This is a genomic window from Ascidiaceihabitans sp. (assembly GCF_039986515.1).
In the GTDB taxonomy this organism is placed as follows: domain Bacteria; phylum Pseudomonadota; class Alphaproteobacteria; order Rhodobacterales; family Rhodobacteraceae; genus Ascidiaceihabitans.
This window is the reverse complement of the sequence record NZ_JBDWQO010000009.1, coordinates 179,764-200,518: the sequence shown is the minus strand read 5'-3', so window position 1 is coordinate 200,518 and position 20,755 is coordinate 179,764. Positions and strand designations below refer to the sequence as shown.

General features: G+C 54.7%; 16 protein-coding genes and 1 pseudogene. 15 read left to right on the top strand and 2 right to left on the bottom strand.

Annotated features, from left to right (window positions below; all coding sequences use genetic code 11):
- Window positions 1–142 precede the first annotated feature (142 nt).
- The 9 genes and pseudogenes from ABJL60_RS10055 to ABJL60_RS10015 all read left to right on the top strand — a co-directional run bounded on the left by ABJL60_RS10055 (window position 143) and on the right by ABJL60_RS10015 (window position 9,064).
- A complete protein-coding gene (locus ABJL60_RS10055) occupies window positions 143–832 on the top strand; it encodes a TAXI family TRAP transporter solute-binding subunit (protein ID WP_348376266.1) in 690 nt (229 codons plus the stop codon).
- A 95-nt stretch (window positions 833–927) separates the two neighbouring features.
- Window positions 928–2,297 (top strand): annotated as a pseudogene (locus ABJL60_RS10050) (TRAP transporter fused permease subunit); the annotation flags it as partial.
- A complete protein-coding gene (locus ABJL60_RS10045; protein WP_348376265.1) occupies window positions 2,277–2,513 on the top strand; it encodes an FAD-dependent oxidoreductase in 237 nt (78 codons plus the stop codon). The pseudogene ABJL60_RS10050 and the gene ABJL60_RS10045, both read left to right, overlap by 21 nt.
- Window positions 2,514–2,622: 109 nt before the next feature.
- Window positions 2,623–3,318, top strand: a complete 696-nt coding sequence (locus ABJL60_RS10040) for an FAD-dependent oxidoreductase (RefSeq protein WP_348376204.1) — start codon at window positions 2,623–2,625, stop codon at window positions 3,316–3,318.
- A gap of 194 nt (window positions 3,319–3,512) precedes the next feature.
- Window positions 3,513–5,474: a BTAD domain-containing putative transcriptional regulator gene (locus ABJL60_RS10035; RefSeq protein ID WP_348376203.1), complete on the top strand. Its 1,962-nt coding sequence runs from the start codon at window positions 3,513–3,515 to the stop codon at window positions 5,472–5,474.
- 42 nt (window positions 5,475–5,516) lie between these two features.
- Window positions 5,517–6,389, top strand: a complete 873-nt coding sequence (locus tag ABJL60_RS10030) for a hypothetical protein (RefSeq protein WP_348376202.1) — start codon at window positions 5,517–5,519, stop codon at window positions 6,387–6,389.
- Window positions 6,390–6,397: 8 nt separating this feature from the next.
- Window positions 6,398–7,363, top strand: a complete 966-nt coding sequence (locus tag ABJL60_RS10025) for a hypothetical protein (protein WP_348376201.1) — start codon at window positions 6,398–6,400, stop codon at window positions 7,361–7,363.
- 265 nt (window positions 7,364–7,628) lie between these two features.
- Window positions 7,629–8,321 (top strand): phosphatidylserine decarboxylase, encoded by a 693-nt coding sequence (locus ABJL60_RS10020; RefSeq protein WP_348376200.1) that lies wholly within the window; start codon window positions 7,629–7,631, stop codon window positions 8,319–8,321.
- On the top strand, window positions 8,318–9,064 hold the full coding sequence (locus ABJL60_RS10015; protein ID WP_348376199.1) for a phosphatidylcholine/phosphatidylserine synthase: 747 nt from the start codon (window positions 8,318–8,320) through the stop codon (window positions 9,062–9,064). Before ABJL60_RS10020 ends, ABJL60_RS10015 begins: the two co-directional genes overlap by 4 nt.
- 52 nt (window positions 9,065–9,116) lie before the next feature.
- On the opposite strand, the gene ABJL60_RS10010 is transcribed toward ABJL60_RS10015, so the two are convergent.
- Together ABJL60_RS10010 and ABJL60_RS10005 are read right to left on the bottom strand one after the other, a co-directional pair.
- Window positions 9,117–11,372 (bottom strand): RICIN domain-containing protein, encoded by a 2,256-nt coding sequence (locus ABJL60_RS10010; RefSeq protein ID WP_348376198.1) that lies wholly within the window; start codon window positions 11,370–11,372, stop codon window positions 9,117–9,119.
- Between the two features lie 121 nt (window positions 11,373–11,493).
- Window positions 11,494–12,558 (bottom strand): LacI family DNA-binding transcriptional regulator, encoded by a 1,065-nt coding sequence (locus ABJL60_RS10005; RefSeq protein WP_348376197.1) that lies wholly within the window; start codon window positions 12,556–12,558, stop codon window positions 11,494–11,496.
- Window positions 12,559–12,653: 95 nt separating this feature from the next.
- On the opposite strand from ABJL60_RS10005, the gene ABJL60_RS10000 reads away from it, so the two are divergent.
- The 6 genes from ABJL60_RS10000 to ABJL60_RS09975 all read left to right on the top strand — a co-directional run bounded on the left by ABJL60_RS10000 (window position 12,654) and on the right by ABJL60_RS09975 (window position 20,737).
- Complete coding sequence (locus ABJL60_RS10000; protein WP_348288799.1) at window positions 12,654–14,165, top strand: tripartite tricarboxylate transporter permease; 1,512 nt, start codon at window positions 12,654–12,656, stop codon at window positions 14,163–14,165.
- Window positions 14,162–14,632 (top strand): tripartite tricarboxylate transporter TctB family protein, encoded by a 471-nt coding sequence (locus tag ABJL60_RS09995; protein WP_348376196.1) that lies wholly within the window; start codon window positions 14,162–14,164, stop codon window positions 14,630–14,632. The genes ABJL60_RS10000 and ABJL60_RS09995 overlap by 4 nt, the downstream gene beginning before the upstream one ends.
- Before the next feature lie 45 nt (window positions 14,633–14,677).
- Window positions 14,678–15,646: a tripartite tricarboxylate transporter substrate binding protein gene (locus tag ABJL60_RS09990; RefSeq protein ID WP_348376195.1), complete on the top strand. Its 969-nt coding sequence runs from the start codon at window positions 14,678–14,680 to the stop codon at window positions 15,644–15,646.
- Window positions 15,647–15,708: 62 nt separating this feature from the next.
- On the top strand, window positions 15,709–17,109 hold the full coding sequence (locus ABJL60_RS09985) for an aldehyde dehydrogenase family protein (RefSeq protein ID WP_348288804.1): 1,401 nt from the start codon (window positions 15,709–15,711) through the stop codon (window positions 17,107–17,109).
- Window positions 17,106–18,605, top strand: a complete 1,500-nt coding sequence (locus tag ABJL60_RS09980) for an AMP-binding protein (RefSeq protein WP_348376194.1) — start codon at window positions 17,106–17,108, stop codon at window positions 18,603–18,605. The genes ABJL60_RS09985 and ABJL60_RS09980 overlap by 4 nt, the downstream gene beginning before the upstream one ends.
- A gap of 86 nt (window positions 18,606–18,691) precedes the next feature.
- A complete protein-coding gene (locus ABJL60_RS09975; protein ID WP_348376193.1) occupies window positions 18,692–20,737 on the top strand; it encodes an NADH:flavin oxidoreductase in 2,046 nt (681 codons plus the stop codon).
- Window positions 20,738–20,755: the final 18 nt, after the last annotated feature.

Below are 20,755 nucleotides of genomic sequence, written 5' to 3'. Positions count from 1 at the left end.
TCTGCCGCGCCGTTCAAACAGTGTCAGATCCAGACTTTTCCAAAGTCTTGATAGCAAGGCTGATGGCGGGTTGCGTGCGTCCGAGTGTTTTGGCGATCTGTGACACGGACCCTATTTCCATGACTTCCCGAAAAACTTTGAGCTGGGCGAAGGTAAATTCGACGGCGAACCGCATCCGAAGTTGTGCATCGTCGCCGATCTTTTCCCCGAGGATCTAAACCTGGTCATGCCAAAAGGCACAACAATCTCGGATCTTGGCGACGTTGAAGGCAAACGTGTTGATATTGCGCAGGCGGGGTCCGTCACACAAGTGGCCGTTTTGCAAATGCTGGATGCATGGGGCGTCAATCGCGACAACATGGACGAGGCCGAATTGAGCAACAGCCAATCTGCGGAACGTCTGGCTGACGGTCAAATCGATGCCTATTTCTATGTGGCAAGCTGGCCTGTGGCAGCGATGGTTCAGTTGGCATCGACCAAAGGCATGAGCCTGCATTCCTTGACCGAAGAAGATCTGGCCAAGATCAACGAAGTCATTCCCGCCTACATCCCGTCGAAGATTCCCGGCGGTGTATATGAAGGTGTGGACAGTGACGTGCTGACACCAGCTGTCTCTGCAATGCTGGTGGTATCTGCTGATCTGTCTGACGAGCTGGTCTATGGTTTGACCAAGGCGCTGTGGAACGCCAATACGCGCAAGTTGCTGGACAATGGCCATGCCAAAGGCAAGAAAATCACGCCTGACACGGCATTTGACGGTGGTGCAGCGCTCGGCGTGCCTTTGGATGCAGGCGCCGAGAAGTTTTACAAGGAAGCCGGTCTTCTAAAGTAATCCCCGATCTCTTTTCCTGAGATATGACATTTTGTGGTGCCCGTTTTCGCGGGCGTCGCAGGCCTTGCCCGCACGCGCAATCCTAGGGGACCCCCATGTCAGCATCCGACCAAACAGAGACCCACGAGCTGACCGCCGAAAAGCTGGCAGCCATCGAAGAAAAATACGACGAAGGTTCCGCCACCCGTGCGGTTGGTCCTGCAACAGGCGTTGTTTTGTGCGCCGTTGCCCTGACATTTGCTATCTATCATTAAATCACTGCCGGTTTCGGCTGCCTGCCGATCATTGGCACATGGGCTGGCACCTGACTGGCCTGTTTATCCTGACGTATGCGCTGTTCCCCATCATCGGATCGAAAAGCCTGTTTGCGATGAAAGCCAGCGCATTACGCATTGGCAATATTCCCGTTTGCGACATTGTTTTCATGGGTTTGGGGGTGGCGTCTGCCTTGTACGTGGGCTTTGCATGGCGCGGTGTTCCGATATTGGGCATCGAAGAACAGACGTTTCGCACGGGCAATCCCAACACTTATGATGTGTTCTTTGGCGTGGTCATAATTTTGCTGGTTCTGGACATTGCCCGCCGCACATTGGGCTGGGTTTTGCCGCTGATCATTTGCGTCTTTATTTCCTACGCCTTGCTGGGCCAGTGTTTTCCCGGTCTGTTGAAACATCCGGGGGTGAATTTCAAAATCTCTGTGTCATCGATGTACTTCCCGCAATAAGGCGTCTTTGGGGTGACGCTGTGGGTGGTCTCTACTATCGATTTTCATTTCGTGTTGTTTGGAGTGGTCGCGCAGCGCACAGGGCTGGGTCAGTTGTTCATCGACAATGCTACAATTCTGGCGGGGCGTTATACGGGCGGGTCTGCGAAGGTCTCTGTTGTGTCGTCGGCATTTTTCGGCATGATTTCAGGATCTTCCGTGGCCAACACCGTGTCCACGGGCGCATTGACAATCCCCAAAATAAAACGCTTGGGCTATCTGGGGCCCTTTGCAGGCGGCGTTGAAGCGGCATCATCTGCAGGCGGGCAAATCACACCGCCGATCATGGGGGCTGCGGCCTTTATCATGGCCGAATTTCTGGAACTTCCCTACACCACCATTGTGATCGCTGCCATTTTCCCCGCGCTGCTACATTATGCCGGCGTGTTCACCGTTGTGCACCTGATGGCGCGTAAGCTGGACCTGAAAGGTTTGACCAAGGAACAACTGCCCAAACTCAAGGCGGTTTGGTCTGAAGGCTGGGCAAATATCGTGCTGTTGGTGGGGCTGCTTGTGATGCTTTTTTCTGTCTACACGCCGTTCATGTCTGCCTTTTGCGGCATCTCGCTGGTTGTGGTCACTGGCATGTCACGGCTGAAAGAGCCCCCAACATTGGTGTATTCAGCCGCTTTCATTGCGTTTGTTTTGTGGAACTTCACTGGCGGCGGATTTGATCTGACTATGACGATCATCTTGTGTGCAGGCATCTTGTGTGAAGGGTCTGCGATGGACGATACAGTCACCATTCTAGGCGCAGGTATTGTTGGCATTTGCAGCGCCCTGTCTTTGCAAGACCGCGGCGTTAGGGTGCGGTTGATTGATCGCGGCGCACCTGGGCAAGAAACGTCATATGGCAACGCGGGCATTATTTCCCCTTGGTCCATTGTAGCGCAGGCATCTGCAGGGCACAGGCCATGAGCATCTGGTGGCTGACAGTTTCTATGTGCATGCTTTCCGAAACGCACCCAAGGCCAGTTTGAACGATTTGGGCTGCGAAATCCGTTAAAACAAAGGGGCAGAGCTTAAATTGGTTGGGGGGGACGCACTGCGCCAGCTTGAACCTGCATTGTCGCCAGCCTTCAAAGCGGCGGTCTTGATCAAGGGGCAGGCGCGGGCTGTATCCCCGGGGCGTATCGGGACTGCGCTGGCGCAAAAGGCGTTGGACCAAGGTGCCGAAGTTTTGCGCACCGATGTGTCCGGACTGACCCGGCAAGCCGACGGGACATCGGGGCTTGCCACCTCGAGCGGCGCGGTGCAGACAAAAAACTTTGTGATTGCAGCAGGGGTTTGGAGTGCCGCTTTGCTGAAACCTTTGGGCTTGGATGTTCCGCTTGTGGCAGAGCGGGGATACACCGTTGAATTCCCCAATGCCGCAACAAGCATCAACAATTTTGTCATGGATGTAGACGCCAAGATCGTGGCAAGTTCGATGTCGGACGGTGTCCGTGTCGCCGGATCGTCGGAATTTGGCGCGTTTGACGCGCCAGCGAACCCTCGCAAAAAGGCATTGCTGCAGGCCCAAGCCAAGGCGATGTTTCCTGATCTTGATACAGAAGGGACTGTGTTTCGGATGGGGCGGCGGCCCTCATTTCCGGACAGCCTACCTGTTTTGGGGCCTGTGGACGGGGCGCAAGGGCTGTTCACGGCGTTTGGACATTCCCACTACGGTTTGATGATGGTGCCCAACACAGACCTGTCCCCGTTTTCGCCGCAGCGGTTCTAAAGCGGCGGCAAAATTACGAAACGGAGGGCGTCGATGTGGCCTTCTCGCGCATGCGCGCTTTTGATTGGTTCCGCAACGTAAACTTTATTTGACCTGCCCTGTATCAAGGTGGCACGTTTGCGTTGGTGTATTTACGTGGGGGGGGGTCTAGATTTGGTTTTGACATCACCCCGGAGTGAGCTAAAGAAAAACATATGACTGGATATGTACTTGAAATAACTGATTTTTGGAGGCTTTCCTTCGAAGATAAAACATTTCAGATCAAAGCGCCCAGAGCCCGTGCTTTGATCACCTTTTTGGCTTTGACCACCGGTGGAATGCGCAGCCGCGAGTATCTGGCGCAGCTTTTGTGGCCAGATGTTCCGGCCACAAATGCGCGGGCGTCTTTGCGTCAGTTGATGCTGGTTTTGAAACAGGACCTGCAAGATGCCGATCTTCTTCAGCAGTCGCGCAATGATATCAGTCTGGATCAAAGCAGGATTTCCACAGACGTTGATGTGCTGATCGGGCGGCTGGAGGGCGGAGAGCACAACGAACATACTTTGGCACAGGTCGGTGCGTTGCCACGTGCATTGGCAGATCTGGAAGACATCAGCGAAGACCTGTCAGTTTGGCTCAGGGTGCAGCGGGAACGCATTGTCGCGCGTGTCGCGACTTGTTTGCAAACGCAGTATTCTGACAGGGCCTTGCCCGCGCGGATGCGCAACAGATTGGCGAAAGCTGCCCAGGACCTGGACTCCTTTGACGAAGACGCAGTGCGCGTTGTTATGGCGTCGCATACCGAACTGAACAATTCCGTCGCGGCGCTACGTGTTTATGGCGATTTTTTCGAAATGCTGGATAGGGAATTGGGCGCGGAGCCATCCGTTGAAACGCAGGATCTGGCCGTATCAATAAAACTGGCCAAAGATAAAAACCCTGTCAGCGTGATGCCGGCCGTGTCTGATGAAGTTTCTGTGGCGGTTTTGCCTTTTGATGCGGCGGGCACTGATTTACCTGAGCATATCATCATCGGTCTCCTGGATCATGTGACATGCCAGCTTGCTGGGCTTCGCGCCCCGGCGGTTATTTCCAGCAATTCAACACGCAGGTTTTTGCGCCAGCACCCCGAACCGCGGGAAATCGGGCGTGTGTTGCAGGCCACATATGCCGTAACGGGCGCGATCAGAACGGATGGTGAAAAGGCCGTGATTTCGGTGCAGCTTGCAAAGACGTCTGACAATCGGGTGGTCTGGGCCAACCGGCACGTCTGCGCTTTGGATGATTTGTACGACGTGAATATTCCGATTGCGGCTGAAATTGTTCAGGTTGTTTCACCCTCTATCAACTCGGCTGAATTGACGCGCACGGTGGCCACCCCGTTGACCGAACTGGAACCGTATCATTTGTTGCTGCGCGCCAAGGATCTGATTTTTCAACTGTCATGGCCGGAATTTGAACGGGCAGGGGTCCTGTTGAAACATGCCACAACCCAAAGCCCGTATTTTGCGCCCGCCCATGCGCTGATGGCCGAGTGGTTTGCGATTGCGATTTGGCAGGGTTGGTCGCGCACCCCCCAAGACGATCAGGTGGCACTGGAAGGGCATCTGCAAAAAGCCATTTCCCTGTCGCCAGGCGACGGAAGGGCACTTGCGCTTTGGGGACACAGCCAGCTTGTGATGCACCGACGGTATGGCAAGGCAGAGCAAGCTTTTGAAACAGCGCTGGAACTTGGGCCGAATGATGCGGAAACGCTGATATGGACCGTGCCGAATTTTGCCTTTCTCGGGCAGCCAGAGCGCGGTGTTGCAATCGGTGAGAAGGCGATGAAGCTGTCTCCTTTGGACCCTTTCGTATTTCGCAACGAACATTTCTTAAGTGTTGCGTGTTACGGGATCGGTGATTTTGAACGGGCGGCGGCTTTGGGGCAGTCATCTTACGAACGTGTGCCCAACTACGCCTCAAATATGCGGACAACCATTGCGGCATTGGTTGCGGTGGGCCGATTGAATGACGCCCGCTACCTTGCATCCCAACATGCTGAAGTAGAACAAGGTTTCTCGGTCTCCGAATTCTTCAAACGTGCGGCCTTCCGGTCAGAAGACACGCGCAGGCAGTTTTGCGATCGACTGTTAAGCGCAGGCATGCCCCTTGACGCAGCTTTGACGCAAGACTGACGCGGTATGGTTAACGTCGTCGTGGGTTTGGGGAGAACTTAGATGACGATAAAAGGCGCAGGGCACGGTGGCACGCACGGGGGCACCCATGGTGGCACGCATGGCGGAACTCATGGTGGCACACACGGCGGTACGCATGGCGGCACCCACATCGCGATGGGGCCGGGATCTGGCACTGTCATTCCCGCGAACATGCCCTTGCCGTCCAGTGCTGCGGACGCTGAAACCAGCATCGTAAGGGGGCTGTCTTTCGGCGACCAGAATTGCCATCCAGACCTGTGGGTGATTGCCAAATACAACGAAATTTTCGCGGTTTTGTCGCCTGACGATGACAGATTTGGCGCCGCTCTGGAAAGCATCACGCCTGCGTCTGAGGAAGATAATTGGTCGAAAATTCTGGACCGCAAAAACGCACTGCAGGATTACTTTGCAGAAACGGCTGATCAATCGGGTAACTTTGATCACTATTACCACAATGTCCTGTCGATCAACACGCGCAGCCACCCCAACACCGCCCGCCTGATCGCGCTGGGCATGTCTGTGGCGGGGGTGATCGGGCTGTATTGGAAGATGAAATTCAACCGCCCGCGCCCTGCACAGATGATGCCCGGACTGTTTCCGCTACTGCCAACACCCGCGCATCCGACGTTTCCAAGCAATCACGCCACACAAAGCTACACTGTGACAGCCCTTTTGAAACACGCCCTGACAGGGGCGGCCGAAACGGCCTATGCGCGGCGTCTTGATGAACTGGCAAAGCGCGTCAGTGAAAACCGTGAGCGGGCAGGGCTGCATGTGGCGGATGACACGGCTGGCGGTGTCGCGTTGGCCCAAGTGGTCACGAAACGGCTGCTAGGGGTTGGATTTGTCAAAGACGAATTGATCCCCGGTTGCCGTGCTGAATTGCAGATTTGATGGCGCTGATGGCTGAAGCTGTTTACGGGGCATGTACCCCGCCGGGATGGACCCTAGAGGGGGCGCGTGACATGCCGCACGCCCAAACAGCTGCCGTGCTACCGCAAAGCCGGATCAACTTGCTGGATGATGTGATGTCCCATGCAGACTGGCCGCTGGGCGATCAGGCTGGTCGCGGCACATGCAATGCCTATGCAGTTGTCGCCGCGGAAGAACTGTACCGCATGCGCCAATCCAAGACGCAAAACATGCAGCTGTTTTCGCAAGAGCATTTTTATTCTGCCATCCGCCAATGTACTTTCGAGAAGATCGGGATGCAGGTTGCCGACGATGTAAAGCGTGCCCAACACACCCAAGGGCTGACGTTTCTGGCGCAAGCCAAACAAGCGTTGATTGAATTCGGGCTGTGCCAAGACACATTGATGCCGATGTTTGAAACGGATGATCCGGCGTTCTTTATGCAAGAGATCCCGGAAGCAGTGGCCAAGGATGCTGCCAGTCGCCGGTTGGATGCGGATGCCTTGGAACATAACATCATCGATGTGCGCACAGGTACTGCACCGCCGCAAAATCTGACATGGGTGAAGGCTTTGCGATCCAACATCGTGACGTTGTTTAAAGACAAACTGGCGCATGGCATTCCGGTGGTCGCGTCTTTTGCGATTTTGGACAAAGGAAGTTGGTTCAGTAACACGGCGGAACAATGGGGCAAGGTACGCTATTGCCTGAAGGAAGATTTGAAAGTGTCCGGTCGGCCGGACGGGCACACAGTTTGTATCGTGGGATATGAACCGCCGGCTGATGGAGACACCCAAAGCGGAGGCTGGTTCCATTTTCGCAACAGTCATGGTGATGGGTTTGCAAGATACTTTGACGACAATCCCTTTGAACCGGGGGCGTTGGGCAAAGGGTATGGTTACATCTCGGCAAAGGACGTGAACGTCTATTGTTGGGAGTACATATTTCGGAAGTGATCTGGCTTTCCAGAAGGGGTGGGGGTGTTTGTTTTGTTTGGGTCGTTCTTGTTGAATGACGGTGTTTAAAAGTGACTTCCTTCTTAGACTTTCCGAAATGAAGGGCGTCTGGCGGTTATCGTCAGGCGCCCTTCGCATTGGCGGCCGCTGGCGTGTACGTGTGGCGCGTGTGCGATGATAGGGCTGCGCTATAGTTTTCATTTATTCTTTGCCAATTGCACGGTAAAGCACGTCCAGACCTTTGCTCCGTTGTGAAAGAAAACTTATGAATATGCTCAAGATCGTCGCAGTGCCCATGCACAAGGAAGGCCGCAAATTCGTGGCGATTTTTGCGATTGTGACCGCCCTTTTGGGGCTTGTCTGGATGCCGTTGTTTTGGCTGGGTGTTGGGGCAACAGTCTGGTGTTACTACTTTTTCCGCGACCCGGTCCGCGTGATCCCGCAACAAGAGGGTCTGGTTGTGTCCCCCGCAGACGGCGTTGTGTCCTTGATCGAAGACGTGTTGCCAACCCCTGATATGGAGCTCGGCTCAGAGCCGTTGACGCGTGTGTCGGTCTTTATGAATGTGTTCAACTGCCATGTGAACCGTGCGCCGATTGCAGGGAAAGTGGCCGCAATCACCTATCACCACGGCAAATTCCTGAACGCGTCTTTGGACAAGGCCAGTGAACATAACGAACGCAACAGCGTCACCCTTGAGGCCGCTGACGGCACACGCATCGGCGTGGTCCAGATTGCGGGCCTGATCGCGCGGCGCATTGTATGCTTTGTGCAAACTGGGGACACATTGGGGGCAGGTCACCGCTTTGGCTTGATCCGTTTTGGCAGCCGGTTGGACATTTACCTTCCCAAAGGCGTCAATCCGATGGTGTGCGTCGGCCAAACGGCTGTTGCGGGCGAAACTATTTTGGCTGATTTGAAAGATCCCGACATCCAACGCCACGGGACCTACGAATGAGCGAGTCCCAGCGCCTCAAGCTGCGCCATATCGTGCCCAGCCTGGTCACGGTCTTTGCGATCTGTGCCGGTCTGACCAGTCTGCGCATGAGCATTGAAGGCAATATTGAATTTGCGTTGTACTTCATCCTTCTGGCGGTCTTTCTGGACGCTGCGGATGGGAAGTTGGCGCGTTTTCTGGACACTGCAAGCCCGTTTGGCGCGGAATTGGACACATTGGCAGATTTTTTTAACTTCGGCATCGTGCCCGGTGTCTTGATCTACAACACGCTGTACATTGGCACAGATCACGCCAATCTGGGTTGGCTTGCGACGATGGTTCTGGCGGTGTGTTGCGGGCTGCGTTTGGCGCGATTTAATCTATCCACCAAAGCCGCGGACGTCGCGTTGAAAAAGGACGATCATTTCGTGGGGGTGCCTGCACCTGCCTTGGCGTGTTTGGCGTTGATGCCCGTGTTCATGTATCTTCACGGCTGGGACAAAACGGACTTTCCGTTTTTGCGGGCGGCCTACATCATCGGGGTTGGTATGTTGGCTGTCAGCACGATCCCTACGTTTTCCATCAAACACGCCAGCATCAAACGGGCGCATCTGCCGTTTGCTGTGATAGGGGCCGTTGTATTGGTGGTATGCTTGATGGTGTATCCGTGGCCAACGCTGATCCTGGCAAATTCGCTGTACTTGCTGTCTTTGCCACTGCCATATCTGGTACAGCTGCGCCAAAATAATACGCCATCTGATTGAATAAGAGCGCCCCGTAATCGGGACGCTCTTTGTGTCGTGACATCAGCCTGTCTTACTCAGGGCAGTTGTTGCCAACCCATGCCGAGAAGCTTTTGATTTGCTCTTCAGGGAAGTAGGGACCACCCGCGGGCATTTCTGGAAATCCTACCGGAAAATCGCTCATCATTTTCTCTTCTAGAATTTTAACCAAGCCCGACGTTTCGGGTGTCCCGCACGTCACAAGACGCACTCCGAACACCTCTTTGGATTTGAAATCAGTATAACTTAGGCCATCCCAGAATTTGCCGTGGGGGGCGCCGTTGATGCCGATTCCGTTGAGTTTCACGTAGGAATTGAGCATCTCAAGCACGTCCGCATAGGATTTGATTGCGATGAAATCAATGATGCCGACGTTCGATCCGACCACTTCGGGGGCGGTGAACGGGCTGTTCTTGATCAGGAAGTTGAAATCCGACCCATTCAATTGCGCCACGCCGTGGCAGCCCAAACATCCACCCATGTTCACTTTGCCGGTGCCATGTATCACCGTGTTTTGCATGTCGATCTGGTCTGCAGCTTTGCCGCCTCGAAAGTTTTGCAGCTCTTCGTTGGATTCAATCACGATATTGGACAGAAGATAGGTCGAGATGTCCTCTTGATTGGTGCTGTCTTTGATCGCGCTGTAATCAACGGGGTGGGCTTGGACGCCGACCAATTGGTAGTTGGCCCAAACGGTCCCTGCCAATCCGGTTTGCGCCACACTGTTCATGGCTTTGACGGCGTTGGGGATAGGGTTGTCGCGGTCTGAAATAATGACCTTGGCCCCTGCAACATCGCCTGCACCGCGTCCGTTCTGGGTGATTTCATCAATGTAGCCGATGCCCGATGCGATGTTGTCTTTGTGCTCAAAAGTAGCAAAGACATAGGTAGGGAAATTGGCCGTTTTGTGGATGATGTGCAATCCGATCAAACCGTAGGTGTCTGTGAACCACTTGTTCACTTTGTCAGCTTTCGTCGCGCCGACAGCCTGATAGCGAATGACCTTGTTGGTGTAATAGGCGCCGCTGGCTGTTTCATCCGCGTTCAGCTTGCGCCATGCGGCCTTGATTTCAATATTGCCTTCGGCGCCTCCCATAACGCCGCACGGCAGGGACACGATGCCAGAAGGCGCTTTGCCACAAGTGCCGCCATATGCCGTCAATGCATCAGCCGTTTTGGTTGCCGCCACCATCGTGTCGCGTGTTTCTGTGTCGTACAGTTTGGTCGACAGCACATAATTGAACCCGGCCTCGTTCATTTTCGCTTCATAAACGATGCGATTTTCATCGACGAAACCATTGGGGGCGTCGGGGTCGCTGGGGTTGGCGGACACATGGGCAAACATCTCGTCGACATTTAGTTCATTGTCTTCGTCCAGATTGTTCCACAGGGATGCGTCCATGCCTGGAGTGCCACCACCAAAGGTCGTGCTGTCCAAGGCAAAGCCTGTGTATTTGTAGGATGGTTTGGCTGTTACATCGGCTTTGCCACCTGATTGCACAGGGGTCTTATCGCCGGGGAACATTTCGACGCGGTGCCAGTAGGTTTCCCAAACCCGCGCATCAGCGGCGTCGCCAATGGACGACCCGGCCAGCGGCTTGCCGCGATGGTTGGGGTCTGCCGGATAGTTCAACGCCGCAAACTCGCGCCAGGCAAAATGTGCAAGATCATAAAGAACAACGTCAGGGTAGGGCGTCTTGCTGGATGTCAGGTCCGTCGGCACTTCGGGGCTTGGGATAAATTTGCGCGTTTGCAAAGACCACGCCTGACCCGAAAAGTTTCCGCACGGTGTCATGAACGACCCACCACCTTCACCTGTGGCAAAGTCATAGCGATTGCCCTCAAGGCAAGCGTTTGAGGCTTCGGACGCTTTGGTTTGCAAATAGACGAAGTCACCTGTGAAAGGTTTGATCTTCCACAGCTGGGTGTCAGCGCCCGTGCAATCCGCCATATAAGCACGCCCGCCTGCGGGGCCGTCAGGAAAATTGCCCTGATCGAGACATTTGTTGTCGGCCTCCAGAAATTGGGTTTTCATTGTGTAGTAGCCGTTTCCGGCGCTTTCAAACGCCCAGAACTGGCCGCTGACCCATTGGCAATTGTCCAGAAAGGCAGCCCCCATCAACGTGGATTGCGCGGAAACCTTGTTGCCTTCCAGGCATCTGTTGTTGGATTCCTGAAAAAGTGTTTGAAGCCGGTAGTAGCCATCGAAAGGCTGCGCGAAAAGCAGCGTCGGGGCATTTAACCCCAACGTCATCAAAGCGCCCAAAAGCGCTGGTTTGGAAAAAGACATTTTGCACCTGTTGTTCATAAAAAATGTTTGAATACGCGACCTGAAAAATATTGGTCACAGTTAGAAAAATGCGGTTCAGTCAAATAGACACTGTAACCTTAGCACGAATTTTTCGGCGAGTTCAGATTTTTTTCTGCTTTGGTTGATCGGCTTTGCGGGGCACGGGCCCGCAGCTTTGACGATGCTTCAGGCTAATATCGCAATTGATCCGTGCCATATCAGTCGGTTCACCGATGACCATTTCCGCCAGATGCTGACCTGCCAGATGGCCGATTTCGCCTGCGGGAAGCCGTACCGTGGTAAGAGACGGGTGCATATCTTCAGAGCCGCGAAAGTCTCCGATCCCGATGATGGACACATCGCGGGGCACCTGTAATCCCATCGCATGTGCGGCATAGATACTGGCCACTGCAAGCACGTCGTTGCCACACAAAAGGGCTGTTGGGCGGGGTGTGGTTTTCAACATCGACGACACGCTGCGTTTGGTCTCTGACAGGCTGTAAGGGCTTTGGATGTGCCAATCGGGGTTCGCTGTGAATCCGCCGTCCGTTTTTTGCAAAACGGACATCGCCCCCTCAAAGCGAGCGCTGGCGCGGTCATTTCCCGACAAGGGGGGGAACACCAAACCTATGTCGCGATGCCCGTATTCCAACACGCATTGCGCGGCCATTTCCCCGGCCTTCCGGTTGTCTGCGCCAACGCAAGGCAACCGCGATGTTGCGTCGTAGTTCCAGATCGAAATGGCGGGTGTGTTGTTGCTGTCCAGCAGTTGATATGTGGCTTCCGAGTGGTCTTGACCGATCAAGGCGATGCCATCGACACGGTGTTCCAGAAATTTCCGAACTGCTGCATATTCGCGTTCCAAATCGTAATCATGCGGTGCCACAAGAATGGAGAAACCTTGGGTTTCTACCGATTTTGCAAAGGCTTGCATCAGCTCTGAGAAAATTGCGTGGTCAATGGTGGGTACAATCAAACCGATCGTACCGCTGCGAATCCCGTGCATGGTCTGGGCGGCGCGGTTGCGAATGTAGCCCAGTTTACGCACCGCTTTGTCGATTTTCTTGCGAGTCGCCGGTTTTAATTTTTCGGGATGGTTGAAGCTGCGCGAGACGGTCGAGATTGATACTTTTGCAGCCTTTGCAACCGCGAATATATCGACTTTTTCACCTTTTTTATCAGACATTTAACTCTCGATTTTGGGCGTAAAATGAAAACATTTGCAATACTATTTTCATTCTCTACTGTTGAAAAGCTAGAAGTTTCTGCTTGGGAGGGCGGATGGAATTTTTACTACATTTCGGGGAGGTGTTTACGCCATTCAATTTCGGTCTGCTGGTGCTGGGCACCGTGTTCGGGTTGATCTTTGGCGCCACGCCTGGCCTGTCCCCGACGATGACCGTGGCGCTTGCCATTCCGTTCACCTTCAAGCTTGAACCAACCGCTGGGCTGATTTTGCTTGGTGCGCTTTACACATCAACTGTCGCAGGGGGCGCTGTCAGCGCCATCTTGCTGCGTATTCCGGGTGCGCCTGCCAATATCGCCACGACGTTGGACGGCAACGCCATGGCCGCCAAAGGCGAAGGGGCGAAGGCGTTACAGCTGTCGTTTCTAGCGTCACTTGTCGGCGGATTGTTTGGCGTTTTCCTTTTAATAACACTGACAAAACCTTTGTCTGAATGGGCGCTTATCTTTGGTCCGTCCGAATTGTTCTGGTTGGCGATCTTGGGGGTCACGATCATTGGATCTCTGGACAGCAAATCACTGGTTAAAGGTTTGCTTTCAGGCTGTATTGGCATGTGGTTGGCCACCATTGGCTTTGACGACATGTTGGGTGCGCAACGCTTTGTGTTCCACCCATCCTTGGGCGGCGGCATCAACATTATCGCGGCCCTGATCGGTTTGTTTGCGATCCCGCAGGTGATTACGATGCTTGCAGGGGGGCGCATTGATACCGCAGCCCAAGTGATCCAAGTGCAAAAGCACAAAATTACCGATGCGATGCGCGAATTGGTGAAACGCAGTCGTGCGGCGACAATTGGCACATTTGTGGGTTCTGTGATCGGGCTTATCCCCGGTGTCGGTGGCCAGATTGCGGGTCTTGTCGCCTATGACCAATCCAAGAAATTTTCGTCCGAGAAGGACAAATTCGGAACCGGCCATTCAGAAGGGGTGATCGCGGCAGAGGCTGCGAACAACGCGATGGTTGGCCCGTCTTTGGTGCCACTTCTGACGCTTTCCATCCCGGGATCGCCGACAGCCGCTGTCTTGTTGGGTGGATTGCTGATCCATGGGATTTTCCCGGGACCGGATTTGTTTGTGAACCACGCAGATGTCGCTTGGACCTTCATCAATTCAATGTTGATTGGTCAGATTTTGATGTGTGTGCTTGGGCTTTTGGTGGCGGGCGTTGCCGCCAAAGTGGCGCAGGTGCCCAAACACGTTATGGCCGCTATCGTTCTGGCGCTGGCCGTTTACGGCAGCTATTCCGTGCAGACCAGCATGGGCGATGTTTACGTCATGGCGACGCTGGGTGTGATGATGTTCTTTCTGGAACGCTTTGGCTTTTCGGCGGCGCCTTTGGTTCTGGGTCTGATCCTTGGCCCCATCGCTGAGGAAAATTTTGCGACCGGCGCAATGATCGCCAATGCGACAGACGGTTTAGCGCCTTACTTCCTGACCGGTCGGTTGAACATTATTTTGATCGTTCTGGTTATAGCCTCAATTGCTTACTCAGGATGGATGGAACTGCGGTCGCGCCGCTACACCTCCAAAGAGGAGATCATCGGATGAGCGACGTCAGCCTGCCACGTCTTCAACACATCATCGGGTCCGGCGTGGTCGCCGCTGTCGGGGTGTGGGTGACCTACATCAGCTTCACGCAACAACCGTCCGAGGCGTTCCTGTTTCCGCGGTTGATTGCGACGGTGTTCGTGATTTTGGCGATTTGGACCTTTGCCAAGGCCTGTCTAGGATGGACCAAAGTTGGCAGCGGTATATCCATGCCGCAAATCACAAATCTGGTGCCGGGGCTTTTGGTGGCTTTGGTCTACATCTTCTGGGCGGCGAAGGGGCTGGGTTTTTATACAGCCACCGCAATCGCCTTTTTCGTTTTGCTCAGCCTCTACGATCCGGCACCACATACGGCGCTGAAATCATGGTTGAAACGCATGATCATCACAGCTTGTTTTATGGCGGTGATGTACGGACTCTTCGCGTTGCTTTTGAAAGTTTACACACCGCGAGAGATTTTGTTCTGACCTGCAAGAATAGCAGGCAGAATTAACCTTTAGGGAGGAAGAACTATGAAAAAACTACTAGCAGGTGCAGCGATTGCACTGATGGGTATGTCGGGTGTCGCAGCTGCGGACGGTCATGCCAACTATCCAGAGCGTCCCATCATGATGATGGTCAGCTATGGCGCTGGCGGCGCGACAGATTTCCAAGCACGGATTGTCACAATGACAGCGGGCAACGAAGACGCGCTGGGCATGCCTATTGCGATCCTGAACAAGCCGGGCGCCGGTGGTCGCGTGGGGTGGAACTGGCTTGCAACACAAGCCGAGGCCGATGGCTATACGCTGGGCGCCTACAACATCCCGCACTTCGTGGCGCAGTCCATCAAAGGCGGTGTGCAATACAGCGCAGACACGTTTGAACCGATTGCCAACTGGGGCGCAGACCCAGCCGTTTTGGTCGTTGGCGCAGACAGCGAATTCAACACGTTGCAAGACGTTGTGGATTTCACCAAAGCCAACCCCGGCAAGCTGACGACATCGGGCGCGGGCCTTTTTGTGGGCCACCACATCGCAGCGTTGCAGATGGAAAAAGCAGGCGACATGAAGATGGCCTACATCCCCACCAAAGGTGGTGGTGCTGCGGCGATGAAGGCTGTGATCGCAGGTGACGTGATGGCGGGCATCAACAACTTGTCGGATGCGTTCCGCGCGGCACAAGCAGGCTCTATCAAAATTCTTGCGGTTGCTGATCTTGAGCGCAACGAATTCCTGCCAGACGTTCCAACGATGATGGAAAGCGGCTTGGACGTCGACAATTCGTCCGTGAACTTCCGCGGTGTGATGGTGCCAAAAGGCACACCACAAGGCATCATCGACAAGCTGGCTGCAACTGTGCCTGCAATGTTCGAAAACAAGCGTGTGGCTGGCAAAATGAAAGCCGGCGGTAGCCCGATGCACATCATGACACGCGACGAAGTGCTGGCCATGTGGGCGGCACGTGAAGAAACCCTGAAAGAGCTGCTTGCAGGTCTTTAAAACTCTACGCATGAGGTGGCGGGGCGGTATACGGCCTGCCACACCCAGAAAAGGAACATGACATGACCGCTCAGGACGATTTGATGCAAGTAGATGCCATCGTGACACGTGCCCGTGTGGCGCAAGCCAAGTATGAAGCATCCGGCAGTCAGGACATCTATGACCGCGCGGCGAAAGCAGCTGCTTGGGCTATAATGGAACCCACGCGCAACAAAACCTTGGCAGAGATGGCCGTGCAGACCACAGGCCTTGGCAATGTTCCCGATAAGATTATCAAAAACCACCGCAAGACGTTGGGGTTGATGCGCGACCTTGAAGTTGCAAAAACCTTCGGTGTGGTATCAGACGACCCCGCGACAGGCATTACCGAAATTGCACGCCCCAAAGGCGTTATCGGGGCTGTCGTGCCCTCGACGAATCCGGCGGCAACCCCTGCCAACAACATCATCAATGCGCTGAAATGCGGCAATGCGATTGTGCTGTCACCCTCGCCCAAAGGGGTCCCAAGCTGCGAAACATTGATCGGATACATCTACGAAGAATTTGATAAATTCGGTCTGGATCATGATCTGGTCCAGATGGTGCCCGCGCCGGGATCAAAGGAAAAAACCCAGCGCTTGCTGGAAATCACCGACACCATCGTTGTGACCGGCAGCCAGAACAACGTCAAACGCGCCTACACCTCTGGGACACCGGCGTTGGCGGTTGGCGCAGGCAATGTCACGGTGATCGTGGACGAAACGGCCGATTTGGCCGAGGCTGCGGCAAAGATTACGGCGTCTAAAACCTTCGACAATGCCACGTCCTGCTCATCCGAGAATGCGATTGTTGTCGTTGATGCGATTTTTGACGCCTTCATGACTGAGCTTGCAAAGGCGGGGGGCATCCATGTGCAAGACGATGCGCCCATTATCGAAAAGCTTTGGCCAAACGGGCACCTGAACCCCGCGATTATGGCGCAAGATGCCGACAAGATGCTGGCCGCATTCGGGATCACCGATGCGCCGGCGCATACCGAATTTTTGGCTGTCGAAACCACTGGTATCGGCAAAGGGCACCCGTTGTCTGGCGAAAAATTAAGCCGCGTGGCTGCTTTGTACCGTGCGACGGATTTTGAGGATGCTGTCACCAAAACGGCCGCCGTTCAGGACCATTTGGGGGCAGGCCATTCCGTTGGACTGCATTCCACACGCGATGACCGTGCTGTGACGTTGGCCCATGCCATCCCCACAAGCCGCGTGATTGTGAACCAAGCACATTGTTTTGCAACTGGGGGGGCGTTCAACAATGGAATGCCGTTTTCATTGTCTATGGGATGCGGGTCTTGGGGGGGCAATTCCATTGACGACAACGTGCATTGGAAACACTTCATGCAAACAACCAAAATCGTGCGTGAAATTCCAGCGCGAGAGCCTGCAGTCGAAGACATATTTTCGGACTATTGGGATGCGGTTGGCAAATGATTTTGCGCAAAGATACCTCGCCTGAAGGCACGTTACGTGACTGGCTGGACGCGCGATGCGACAGTGATGACATCGCTTATGTGTTTACTGATGGGGCCAGTCCGCTGACGTGGCGTGATTTGTGCCGGCAAGCGCACCGCGTGGCTTTGGCGATTACCGCGGCGGGCACGGCAAAAGGGGAAAGCGTTGCAGTGATGCAACCCAACGGGCGTGAAGGTGTCTTGGCATTCTTCGGGGCTGTGTACGGCGGATTTCGTGCCACCATGATCAATCTTGCCGCGGGTCATGATGCGATTTCCTATGCATTGACCCATTGCGATGCCAAGCTGGCACTTGTCCATAACACGGCTGTGGAATTGTTTGCCGAGACGAAACCGGACGGCCTTGAAGCTTTGACGGTTGACCGTGCGGTCAGCGGGGCGAAATTACACGATATTGGCCCCCAAGACCATGCGTTGTTGATGTATACCTCTGGAACCACAGGGCGCCCCAAAGGGGTTGTGCACACCCACGCCAGCCTTTTGGCGGGGGGATGGACGACGGCTGTGGCACACGCGTTGACGGCGCAAGACCGTGCTTTGTGTGTTCTGCCAATCTACCACATCAACGGGTTATGCGTCACGATGATCGGGCCGCTTGTGTCGGGCGGATCGGTGGCGATGGCCTCGCGGTTTTCGGCCGGGCGCTTCTGGGATCAGGTGCGCGACACCAAGGCCAACTGGTTCTCTGTTGTGCCGACGATCATTTCGCATTTGTTGCACGGTGAAAGGGATCCCGACGCGGACACAAAAGCCCGTCTGCGGTTTGGGCGTTCCGCGTCATCTGCCTTGGCACCCGACGTGCAAACGGCCTTTGAGACACGTTTTGATGTGCCGATTGTCGAGACAATGGGGCTTACCGAAACAGCGGCACAAATATTGTCCAATCCATTGCCCCCTGGCACACGCAAGATCGGGTCGCCGGGTCTGGCCTATGGAAACGCGGTTGACGTGTTTGCCAGCGATATGACGCCATGCGCCCCCGACATTGAGGGAGAGATCGTGGTGCGCGGGCCAAATGTGATGTTGGAATACCTCAAGAATCCGGACGCAACCAAAGCCAGCTTTGCAGGTCAGTGGCTGCGCACCGGGGATTTGGGCCGTAAAGACGCGGACGGATACCTGTTTGTGACGGGCAGGTTAAAGGAACTGATCATCAAGGGCGGCGAAAACATAGCGCCCCGCGAAATTGACGAAGCGCTTTATGCACATGGCGATGTGATAGAGGCCGCGGCCTTTGCCCGACCCTGCAAGACCTACGGTGAGCGGGTGGAAGCGGCTGTGCGTGTGCGTGACGGGTCGGGGCTGTCTGATGGTCAACTGATTGCTTTGTGTGTGGAGCGTGTCGGAAAATTCAAAGCCCCAGATCATATCCACTTTTTGCCCGAGTTGCCGAAGGGGCCATCGGGGAAAATCCAGCGTCTCAAGTTGCTGGACATGACGGAAGCGACTGGCTGAGGTTCGCTTTTGTCGGTTTCGGGACTTGTTGTACGCGTTGGTCAACGACACAATTTTGAGAAAGATCACATTTCCAAGGACAGCCCATGTCGCAAGACCCCTTGTTGCAACCCTATCAGTTAAAACACCTCACCCTTAAAAACCGGATCATGACCACCAGTCACGAACCGGCATACCCTGAAGACGGTATGCCCAAAGAACGCTACGCCGCCTATCACGAGGAACGCGCAAAGGCGGGTGTGGCTTTGGCGATGACGGCAGGTTCGGCGGCAGTGTCAAAAGACAGCCCACCGGTGTTCAACAACGTGCTGGCTTACAAAGATGAAGTCGTGCCATGGATCAGGCAGCTGACAGATCGTTGTCACGAACATGGCTGTGCCGTGATGATCCAACTGACCCATTTGGGCCGTCGTACGACGTGGAACAAAGGCGATTGGTTGCCGTCCATTTCATCGTCAAAGCACCGCGAACCTGCCCATCGCGCGTTTCCCAAGTTGGTCGAAGACTGGGACATCGCCCGTGTTATTTCCGATTTTGCGGACGCTGCGGAACGTATGAAAGCCGGTGGCATGGATGGCATAGAATTGCAGGTCTATGGCCATTTGCTGGACCAGTTTTGGTCACCGCTGACCAATGATCTGGACGGACCATATGGCGGGCAAACTTTGGAAAGCCGCATGCGGTTTCCGTTGGTCGTGCTGGACGCCGTCCGTAAACGCGTTGGTGATGATTTCATCATCGGGGCTCGCTATACCGCAGACGAGGCACAGGCCGGTGGGATAACCGCCCAAGAAGGGCTGAAAATCTCGAAAATTCTGGCGGACACAGGCCAAATGGATTTCTTGAATGTCATCAAGGGGCGCATTCATACGGACCCGGCCATGACAGATGTTATTCCTGTTCAGGGTATGCCATCCGCGCCGCATCTGGATTTTGCCGGTGCCGTCCGCAAGGAAACCGGAATGCCGACGTTTCATGCCGCGCGTATTCCCGATGTCGCCACAGCGCGCCATGCTATTGATGCAGGCCTGTTGGATATGGTGGGTATGACCCGCGCCCATATGGCGGACCCGCATATTGTGCAAAAAATTCGCGAGGGTCGTGAAGACGACATTCGACCTTGCGTTGGTGCCACATATTGCTTGGACCGGATCTATCAAGCAGGCGAGGCATTGTGCATTCACAATCCGGCGACCGGGCGCGAGCTGACGATGCCGCATGTGATTGCCAAGGCAGACAAAAGCAGGAAAGTGGTTGTTGTGGGCGCGGGGCCGGGCGGCTTAGAGGCGGCCCGCGTTGCGGCAGAACGCGGTCACGAAGTTGTCGTCTTTGAAGCACAGCCAGAACCGGGCGGGCAGATTCGACTGACCGCACAAAGCCCGCGCAGACGCGAGATGATCGGCATCATTGATTGGCGCATGGCGCAATGCGCTGCGCGTAACGTTGCGTTTCATTTCAACACATGGGCAGAGGCCGCGGATGTGCTGGCCCAGAACCCGGACATTGTTGTCGTTGCAACTGGCGGGTTGCCAAATCTCGAACTGTTGGAACAAGGCAAAGAAGCCGCGCATGTGGTGTCCGCTTGGGATATTATTTCGGGCGACGCAAAGCCCGCCGCATCGGTGCTGATCTATGACGAAAGCGGAGACCATTCCGGGCTGCAGGCCGCGGAAATTGCGGCGATGGCGGGATCGCACGTCGAAGTCATGACACCCGATCGCAGCATCGCCCCAGAAGTTATGGCGATGAACCTTGTGCCGTATATGCGCAGTCTACAAGACAAGGATGTGACATTCACTGTCGCGCAACGCTTGCTGCAGGTGGCGCGGGTCGGCAATCGTTTGGATGCCACAATCGGAACGGATTACAGTGATTTCAAGACGGTCAAACACTATGACCAAGTGGTGGTGAATTATGGAACCCTGCCATTGGATGACGTGTATTTCGATTTGAAACCGTTTAGCGTGAACTTGGGCGAAGTTAATCAAAGTGCTTTGATTGAAGGGCGCCCACAAGCGGTTTTGCGCAACCCCGAAGGGCAATTTCAACTGTTCCGCATTGGCGATGCTGTCAGTGCACGCAACACTCATGCGGCTATTTATGACGCGCTCAGGTTGATGAAAGACCTCTGATTTAAGCCAAAAGCCGGT

Coding starts and splice junctions, on each gene's coding strand:
- ABJL60_RS10030 (WP_348376202.1), top strand. CDS start 5,517: ATGACGATAAAAGGCGCAGGGCACGGTGGCACGCACGGGGGCACCCAT.
- ABJL60_RS09985 (WP_348288804.1), top strand. CDS start 15,709: ATGACCGCTCAGGACGATTTGATGCAAGTAGATGCCATCGTGACACGT.
- ABJL60_RS09995 (WP_348376196.1), top strand. CDS start 14,162: ATGAGCGACGTCAGCCTGCCACGTCTTCAACACATCATCGGGTCCGGC.
- ABJL60_RS10015 (WP_348376199.1), top strand. CDS start 8,318: ATGAGCGAGTCCCAGCGCCTCAAGCTGCGCCATATCGTGCCCAGCCTG.
- ABJL60_RS10005 (WP_348376197.1), bottom strand. CDS start 12,558: ATGTCTGATAAAAAAGGTGAAAAAGTCGATATATTCGCGGTTGCAAAG.
- ABJL60_RS10025 (WP_348376201.1), top strand. CDS start 6,398: ATGGCTGAAGCTGTTTACGGGGCATGTACCCCGCCGGGATGGACCCTA.
- ABJL60_RS10020 (WP_348376200.1), top strand. CDS start 7,629: ATGAATATGCTCAAGATCGTCGCAGTGCCCATGCACAAGGAAGGCCGC.
- ABJL60_RS09980 (WP_348376194.1), top strand. CDS start 17,106: ATGATTTTGCGCAAAGATACCTCGCCTGAAGGCACGTTACGTGACTGG.
- ABJL60_RS09990 (WP_348376195.1), top strand. CDS start 14,678: ATGAAAAAACTACTAGCAGGTGCAGCGATTGCACTGATGGGTATGTCG.
- ABJL60_RS09975 (WP_348376193.1), top strand. CDS start 18,692: ATGTCGCAAGACCCCTTGTTGCAACCCTATCAGTTAAAACACCTCACC.
- ABJL60_RS10000 (WP_348288799.1), top strand. CDS start 12,654: ATGGAATTTTTACTACATTTCGGGGAGGTGTTTACGCCATTCAATTTC.
- ABJL60_RS10010 (WP_348376198.1), bottom strand. CDS start 11,372: ATGTCTTTTTCCAAACCAGCGCTTTTGGGCGCTTTGATGACGTTGGGG.
- ABJL60_RS10045 (WP_348376265.1), top strand. CDS start 2,277: ATGACGATCATCTTGTGTGCAGGCATCTTGTGTGAAGGGTCTGCGATG.
- ABJL60_RS10035 (WP_348376203.1), top strand. CDS start 3,513: ATGACTGGATATGTACTTGAAATAACTGATTTTTGGAGGCTTTCCTTC.